This is a genomic window from Actinomadura sp. CNU-125, from assembly GCF_001942465.1.
Taxonomy (GTDB): Bacteria; Actinomycetota; Actinomycetes; order Streptosporangiales; family Streptosporangiaceae; genus Spirillospora.
The window spans coordinates 1-7,171 of sequence record NZ_MKJY01000274.1; the positions used below are offsets into that span (position 1 = coordinate 1).

The 7,171-nt window shown below is 78.3% G+C and carries 3 protein-coding genes and 1 pseudogene; all 4 read right to left on the reverse strand.

Features of this window, described 5'->3' with window-relative positions; genetic code table 11:
* On the reverse strand, positions 1 to 289 hold a 289-nt coding region (locus BJF79_RS28180), incomplete at its 3' end, for a hypothetical protein (protein ID WP_143220227.1).
* Entirely contained in the window at positions 202 to 1,800 is a 1,599-nt protein-coding gene (locus BJF79_RS28185; protein WP_075901885.1) for a hypothetical protein, read from the reverse strand. The genes BJF79_RS28180 and BJF79_RS28185, both read right to left, overlap by 88 nt.
* A 526-nt stretch (positions 1,801 to 2,326) precedes the next feature.
* Positions 2,327 to 3,724 (reverse strand): DUF4132 domain-containing protein, encoded by a 1,398-nt coding sequence (locus BJF79_RS28190; RefSeq protein ID WP_075901887.1) that lies wholly within the window; start codon positions 3,722 to 3,724, stop codon positions 2,327 to 2,329.
* A gap of 1,860 nt (positions 3,725 to 5,584) precedes the next feature.
* A pseudogene (locus BJF79_RS67365) lies at positions 5,585 to 6,237 on the reverse strand (DUF4132 domain-containing protein).
* Positions 6,238 to 7,171: the final 934 nt, after the last annotated feature.

The following is a 7,171-nucleotide window of genomic DNA, read 5'->3' on the forward strand; positions in this document are numbered from 1 at the left end:
CGGCGAGCCGCCCGGGGTCGAAGCCGCGCGCGGCGGCGGCCGCGGCGACCGGGCCGCCGCGCCGTCCCGCAGCCCGTCGCTCCTTCGCCGTCGCGGCGATGGTGCGGACGGCGTGCAGCGCGGTGTCGGAGCCGAGGGCGACGAGGACGTCGACGCCCTTGTCGGCCATCGCGTGCCGGTTCCGTCCCGGCCAGGCGGTGATCACCGGGACGAGACGGCGGGCGGTCGCGTCGTCGCCGGTGCGGGCGAGCTGCGCGAGCGCCCAGCCGTCCTTGGCGGGGCCGCCCACGGCCCGCCACTGCTCGAACAGTGCCCGGCCGAACCCGGCGAGGGACGCCGGGTCGAACGCGGCGCGGACGTCGTCCGTCCGGTACGGGACGGGGAGCGCCAGCAGTTCGGCGAGGGTGCGCGTCGCCCGTAGGGGAGAGCGCGGCGCGGTGCGCGCAGCCGCGCCCGCGGCAGGACCGCCGGGTCCGCCCAGGCGGGGAGTTTCGGGCGGCGGACGAGGCCGGTCCGCACCGGATGCGCGGACAGGACGGCCAGGAGTTCGGCCGAGACGTCCGGGGCGGCTCCGGCGACGGCTTCGGCGCCGTGCCGGTCCGCGAGGTGCCGCAGCGCCGCCTCGGCGTCCCGCCGGGGCTTGGCCTTCGTGCCGAGCGCGGCGGGGACGAGGTAGGGGACCGCGTCGAGACCGTGCCGGTCGAACCAGGCCGCCGCCGGTCCGGCGTGCTTGGCGGCGCGGGAGAGCCACTCCCCCATGCGCAGCGCGACCTCCGACCCGGTGAACGGCAGCAGCGGCGCGGCGGCCGGTGCTTCCTCGGTGAGTTGCAGGGCCGGTACCAGCGCGTCCGTCTCGTAGCGGGCGACGACGATCCGCATCCATTCCCAGCCGTATTCGCCGATCCACGTGCCCGTCCAGTCCGGCAGGAGGGGGCGGACGACCGGTTCGGGCCCGTGGACGAGGAGCGGGACGTCCTCGCGGACGCGCGCGCCCCCGCGATACCGCGCGGCGAGCTTCTTCCAGTCCGCGCCGGGGGGCGGCTCGATCCGTCCGGTCGCGGTGGCGAGCCACTCCGCGCGCTCGCCGTCCCGCCAGGCCATCGCGAGCGCGGCGGGCGGTTCCGGGACGGTCGCGACGGGTTTCACCGGACGGTTCCACGGCGGGTCGGCGAGGAACGCGGGCAGCTCGTCCGGCGCGGCCTCCCGCACGTCGTCGGCGGGTGCCGCCATGAGCGTCTCGACGGCCGCGCGGACGTCGGCGGGGAGCGCGGGGAGCGCCGCCTCGACCGTGCCGGTGTTCGTCCGCGCGTGGGTCTCCAGCAGCTCGCGGGCCTCGGCGGTGCCCGCGGCGGCGAGCAGCCGCAGCGCCCGCACCGGGTACCGCTTCATCGCGGCGACCAGCGCGGTGCGGGCGTGCCGGTCGGCGATCCGGTCGAGCAGCGCGCGGAACGCGTCGTCGGACGGCAGGGCGGCGATCGTGTCGAGGACGAGCCCGCGTTCCCGGCTCCCGACGCGCCGGTCGCCGAGGACGCCGACGAGGAACGGCAGGAGGTCGGCGCCGACGGCGTCCATCAGGGTGACCAGGACTTCCCTGGACAGGACGGCGCGCACGTCGCGCGCCGGCAGTGCGTCGAGCTGGGCGGCGTCGCCGAGCGCGCAGAGGTTCAGCTCGTCCAGGACGTCCGTGGGGCCGACGCCGGACGCGACGCACTCGTCGGTCCACGCGCGTTCGGTCGGCAGCAGGTACGACACCAGCCAGGACTGCGCGGGCGACCGCCGGTAGCCGGCCAGGAGGCGCACCGCCGCGGCGTACTCCTCGTCGCCCGCGGCGGCGAGGAGCGAGCACGTGCGGCAGGGTTTCCGTGGCCGCCTCGTCGATCCGCTTGCGGCGCGCCCCCAGCCAGACGTCCCGCCAGGTGCCGCCCTTGGTCCGGACGACGGCGGTGCGGGACAGTTCCAGCACCGCGCACGCCGCGAAGGCGGGGCCGTGCTCGGCGGCCCACCGCGCGGCGAACGCCCGGTGCACGTCCGTGTCGTTCCGCCGCCCCTGGACGGCGGTGGCGGTGACGGCGGCGACGGCCGCGGCGCCGACCGCGTCGGGCGCCCGGCGAGGTGGCGGCGGGCCGCCTCCGTGCGGGACAGGTCGCCGTGCCGTCCCGCGAGCAGCGACCCGAGCGCCGCCGTCCGCCGCGTCGCGCAGGCCCGGCACGTCCTGCGCCGGGTCGGGGGCGCGGGCCGCCGGGCCGGGGGCGCCGCCGCGCCGGGGGTGCAGGTGGCGGCGCCGCCGCGGCCGGGATCGTCAGGACGTCTTCGTCGCGGAGCGCGTTCACGTGCCGTCTCCCAGCAGTGCGGTCAGGTCGGCGATGGCCTCGGACACGGCCACGGGGTCGAGGGCGCCGAACGGCACCGGTTCGGCGCCGGGGCCGTCGGCGCCGCCCGCGGCGGCGGCCCGCACCCGGCGGACGACGAGGCCGTGCAGGCCGCGGGCGTCGGTGTCCACGACGATGCACCGGCCGTCCGCGACACGGCGGACGAACCGGTCGATGCCGCCCGATGCCTGTTCCCGGTTCCAGGTCCAGCCGCGCTGCGCGAGCGTCTGCGCCTGCGGGTCGGTCGTGGTCCGGCCGGTGAAGCGGTCGAGCACGTGCCCGGCGCGCTCGGCGGCGGTGAGGGGGTACGCCGGGTGGCCGAGCTGCGGGAACGGCTGCAGGATCTCGTAGTCGGCGAACACCTCCGACCACGCCTCGACGTCCGCGCCGAGGTGCACCGGGTGCGCGACGCCGATCCGGGCGGTCAGCGCCGGGGCGAACGGCTCGTCGGCGGCGTCGGCGAGCGTCCCGTCCTCGGCGACCCGGAACGACCGCACGGCGGCGCCGTCCTCGGCGAGCCACACCAGGCGGCGCGCGATCCGCCGCACGAGCGGGGTGCGGACCGCGTAGGCGCGGAACTCCTCGGGCGTCCAGCGCCGCCCGTCCGTCATGGCCCGTTCGAGGCGGACGATCTGCAGCGACACCGCGGTCTCCACGCTCCTCCGCAGCTCGGTGAACGCCGCGTGGGCGGCCGGTGCGACCTCCGGGTCGTCGGTCTTGCCCGGTTTGGGGAGCGTCTTGCGGAGCTTGCCGTCCCCGTCGGTCACGACCGGGCGGAACTCCCCGTCGAACCGGACGGTGAAGCGGCGCCGCCCGTAGTCGACGGTCGTGCCGTCCTCGGCGTCGACGCCGAGATCGGGGACGAGCCGGTCGCCGAGCACGCCCGCGGTGACGCCGCGCGCCTCGGCGGCCCGGCCGAACGCCTCCGCCGCCGCCTGCCGCACGCCGACCGTCCGCCACCGGACGGCCAGGTCGTGCAGGGCGCGCAGGGCCGTGTCGGTGCCGATCCCGGCGAGCGCGCCGAGGGCTTCGGCGGCGTCGGGGAGGCGGGTCCGTCCCGTCGACTCGCGGACGCGGGCCTCCAGGAGCGGGACGGTCGAGTCGTCGCCGGTCCGGCCGAGCTGCGCCAGCGCCCAGCGGCCGTCGGCGGGTTTGCCCGCCGCGCTCCCGCTCTCGAACAGGGCGACGCCGAACTCGGTGAGCGACTCGGGGTCGCACACTTCCCGGGCGACCTCCGCGCCGAACATCCCGGGCAGGGCGAGCGTCTCCACGAGCGCCCGCATCGACTCGGGCGGCAGCGCGCGCTCGCGTCCGCGCAGCAGCACGCGGGGCAGGGCGGCCGGGTCGGCCCACATGGGCAGTTCCGGGCGGCGGTGGAGCCGGGTCGCCGCCGGGTGCGCGGTGAGGACGGTCCGCAGTTCCGCCGCCGCCTCGGGGACGGCGTCGGCGACGGCGGTCCACGCCGTGCCGGGCGGCGAGGCGGCGCAGCATCCCTTCGGCGTTGCGGCGCGCCGCCCCCGGCCTGCCGAGAGCGGACGGCGCCAGGTAGGGCACGGCGGCGAGGCCGTGCCGGTCGGCCCATTCGCGGGCGGCCGGGGCGGCCTTCTTGCCCCGCGCCAGCCAGCCGGCCATCAGCTCCGCGACGCCGGAGTCCAGGTACGGCACGAGCAGGCCGGCGTGCGCCCACGACGCGCGCTTGGCGGCGGCCCGCACGGGCGGCAGGGCGTCCAGCTCGAACCTGGCGACCAGGGCTTTCGCCCACGCGCCGCCGAGCCACGCGGGCGGCCCCTCCCAGCCCGCAAGGAGCGGCCGGACCCGCTCGTCCGGCCCGTGCACGGCCACCTGCGCCTCCAGCACCGGGTCGTCGCCGGTGCCGAACACGGGCAGGAACTCGTCCCAGTTCGGGTCGTCCGCGGGGAGGTCCATCCGGGCGGCCGTGGCCGCCCACTCCGCGCGCTCCCCGCCGTGCCACACGACCTCGCGCGTCCCGGGCGGTTTCAAGCCCGGCACGACCGGCTGCACCGGACGGTCCCACGGCAGGCCGCACAGCGGCTCGGGCAGCTCCGCGGGGTCCGCGTCGGGGACCGCGCCGGACGCGGGCAGCAGCGCGCGCAGCTCGTCCGGCAGCCGCTCGGCGAGCCGCGGGTGCGCCGCCAGGTGGCCGCGGAGCAGATCCTGCGCGATTTCGCCGTCCGCCGCCGCCAGCAGGCGCACCGCCCGCACCGGGAAGCGCGCCGCCATGACCGGGAGCACCGACCGTATCCGGCGGCCCCCGGCGCGTTCCAGCAGCGCGGCGAACGCCGCGTCGGTGGGGATCGCCGCGACGGCTTCCATCAGGTTCGCCCGGACGTCGACGGTCTTGCCCATGTCCAGCCACGTGAGGAGCCGCTCCAGGAGGGCGGCGCCCGGGCCGTCCAGAAGCGTCGCGAGCAGGCCCTCACTGGGGGCGTCGGGCAGCGCGGACGACGGCAGCTTCGCGAGCTGGGACGCGTCCCCCAGCGAGTACAGCACCGGCCACCACGGGAGCGCCTCGCCGCTCTCCGCGAGGCACTCGTCCACCCAGTCCTGCCGCCCGGGCACCAGGTACGACACCAGGCGGCGGGTCTTCGGGTCCGTCCGCCGCGCCGCCAGGCTGGCCGCCGCCGCGTCGTGCTCGCCGTCGGGCGCCGCGACCAGCAGCCGCCGGACGTGCCGGAAGCTTTCCAGCCCGGCGAAACCGGTGCCCCGGTCGCCGGGGTCCCGCCGCGGCCCGGCCTCGGCGGCCCGCAGCAGGCTCAGCTCGACGAGCGCGCACGCCGCGAACCCGATCCCGTGCCCGGCGCGCCAGTGGTCGACGAACGCCGGGATCCGTTCCCTCGGGTGCCGCTCCCGGGGATCGGCGGCCGCGAGCACGGTCTCGAGCGCGAGCACGGCGGCCCCGGCGGGGTCCGGTTCCCCGTCCAGGTGCCGCCGGACGGCGTCGCGCAGCTCCCCGTCGACCTTCTTCTCCAGGGCCGGGCGTTCGGCGCGGCGGCCCGCCGATTCGAGCATGCCGGGCACCTCGTGCGCCCGGCTCCCGCGCGGCCGCGGGACGGGCGTGCCGCCGCGCCGCGGATGCAGGTGCCGCAGCCACGCGGCGGGAATCGTCAGGACGTCTTCGTCGGGCGGCGTGCCGGACGGGGCGGCGGCGGGTCCGGTCCGTGCGGTTTCGTTGGTGATCATGGCGGTCCTGGGGGTCAGCGGGGTGTGCAGTCGAGGACGCTCAGCGCGGTCAGGGCTTCGGACGTGCGGACGGGGTCGAGGTCGCGGAACCGTGCGGGTTCGCCGCCCGGTTCACCGCCCGGTGCGCCTCCCGGTTCGGCGGCCGGTTCGGCGGCCGCGCGGACCCGCCGGACGCGCACGGTCGCGGCGTCCGGGCCCGGTTCGAACTCGACGACGAGGCGCCGCCCGGCGGGCATCGGCCATGAGACGCCGGCGTCGATCGGTTCGTTCCCGATCTGTGTCCAGCCGTGCCCGGGCAGGGCGTACACGTCGCGGCGGAGCAGCCGCAGGCCCGCGAGCCGATCGAGCTCGGCGGCGCCCAGTTCCCGTTCGGTGAGCCGCAGGGACGGGCGGCCGAGCTGCGGGAACGGCTGCAGCAGCTCGTAGTCGGCGAGGATCTGCGCCCACGTCCCGGTCGCGCGCCCAGCGGCTCGGGGTGCGCGACGCGGATGCGCGGCGCGCCGGACGGGTCGAAGGTCTCGTCGGCGGCGTCGGCGAACGTGCCGTCCTCGGCGATCCGGAACGCCGTCGCGGCGCCGTCCTGCTCGGCGAGCCAGACGAGCCGCCGCGCGACGCCCCGGACGATCGGGTGCGCACCGCGTAGGCGCGGAACTCGGCGGGCGCCCAGCGGCGGCCGTCCAGCATCGCCCGCTCCAGCCGCCCGGCCTGCAGCAGCGCGGCCGCCTCGACGTCCCCGCGCAGGTCGGCGAACCGCGCGTGCGCGGCGGCGCGCGGGCGGGGTCGTCCTTCGCGGTCGGGCGGGGCAGGGTCCGGTGGTGCGTTCCGTCGCCGTCGGTCACGACCGGGGCGAGCCGCTCGTCGAACCCGACGGTGAACCGGCGCGGCCCGTAGTCGAGCGTGATCGTCCCGTCGGCGTCCAGGCCGTAGCGCGGGACGATCCGGTCGGCCAGCCGTTCGCGGTCGAGCCCCCGCGCGGCGGCCGTCTCGTCGAACACCTCCGCCGCCGCGTCGCGCACCTTCCGCGCGCGTCCCTTCAGCGCCGTCTCGTACAGGGCGGTGAGGGCGGTGTCGGTGCCGATCCCGGCGAGGGCCCGCAGCGCGCACGTCACGTCCCGCACGTCCCGTTTCGTCCAGGCGCGCAGGGCCCGCACGAGCGCGCGGACGGCCGCGTCGTCGCCGGTGCGGGCGAGCTGTTCCACCGCCCAGCGGCCGTCGGCGGGCATCCCGGCGGCCCGCCACCGTTCGAACAGGGCGAGGCCGAACTCCGCGAGCGAGCCGGGGTCGCACGTCTTCTCGACGATGTCGGCGCCGGGCGCGTCGGGCAGCGCGAGGAGTTCGAGGAGCGTCCGGACGGCCGCGGGCGGCAGCGTCCGGTCCCGGCCGCGCAGCAGGACGCGCGGGAGGGCGGCGACGCTCGCCCAGGCGTCGATCTTCGGCCGCCGGGCCAGGCCGGTCTGCGCCGGATGCGCGGACAGGAGGGTCCGCAGCCCGTCGGCCGCCTCGGGGCAGGAGCGCGCGACCGCTTCCACGCCGTGCCGGGCGGCGATGCGGCGCAGCGCGGCCTCGCGCGGCGGCGCGGCGCCGTCCGGGCGCCGAGCGCG

Bases quoted from the DNA above. Each gene is read 5' to 3' on its own strand.
- BJF79_RS28190 (WP_075901887.1), bottom strand. From the start codon at position 3,724: ATGTGGGCCGACCCGGCCGCCCTGCCCCGCGTGCTGCTGCGCGGACGC.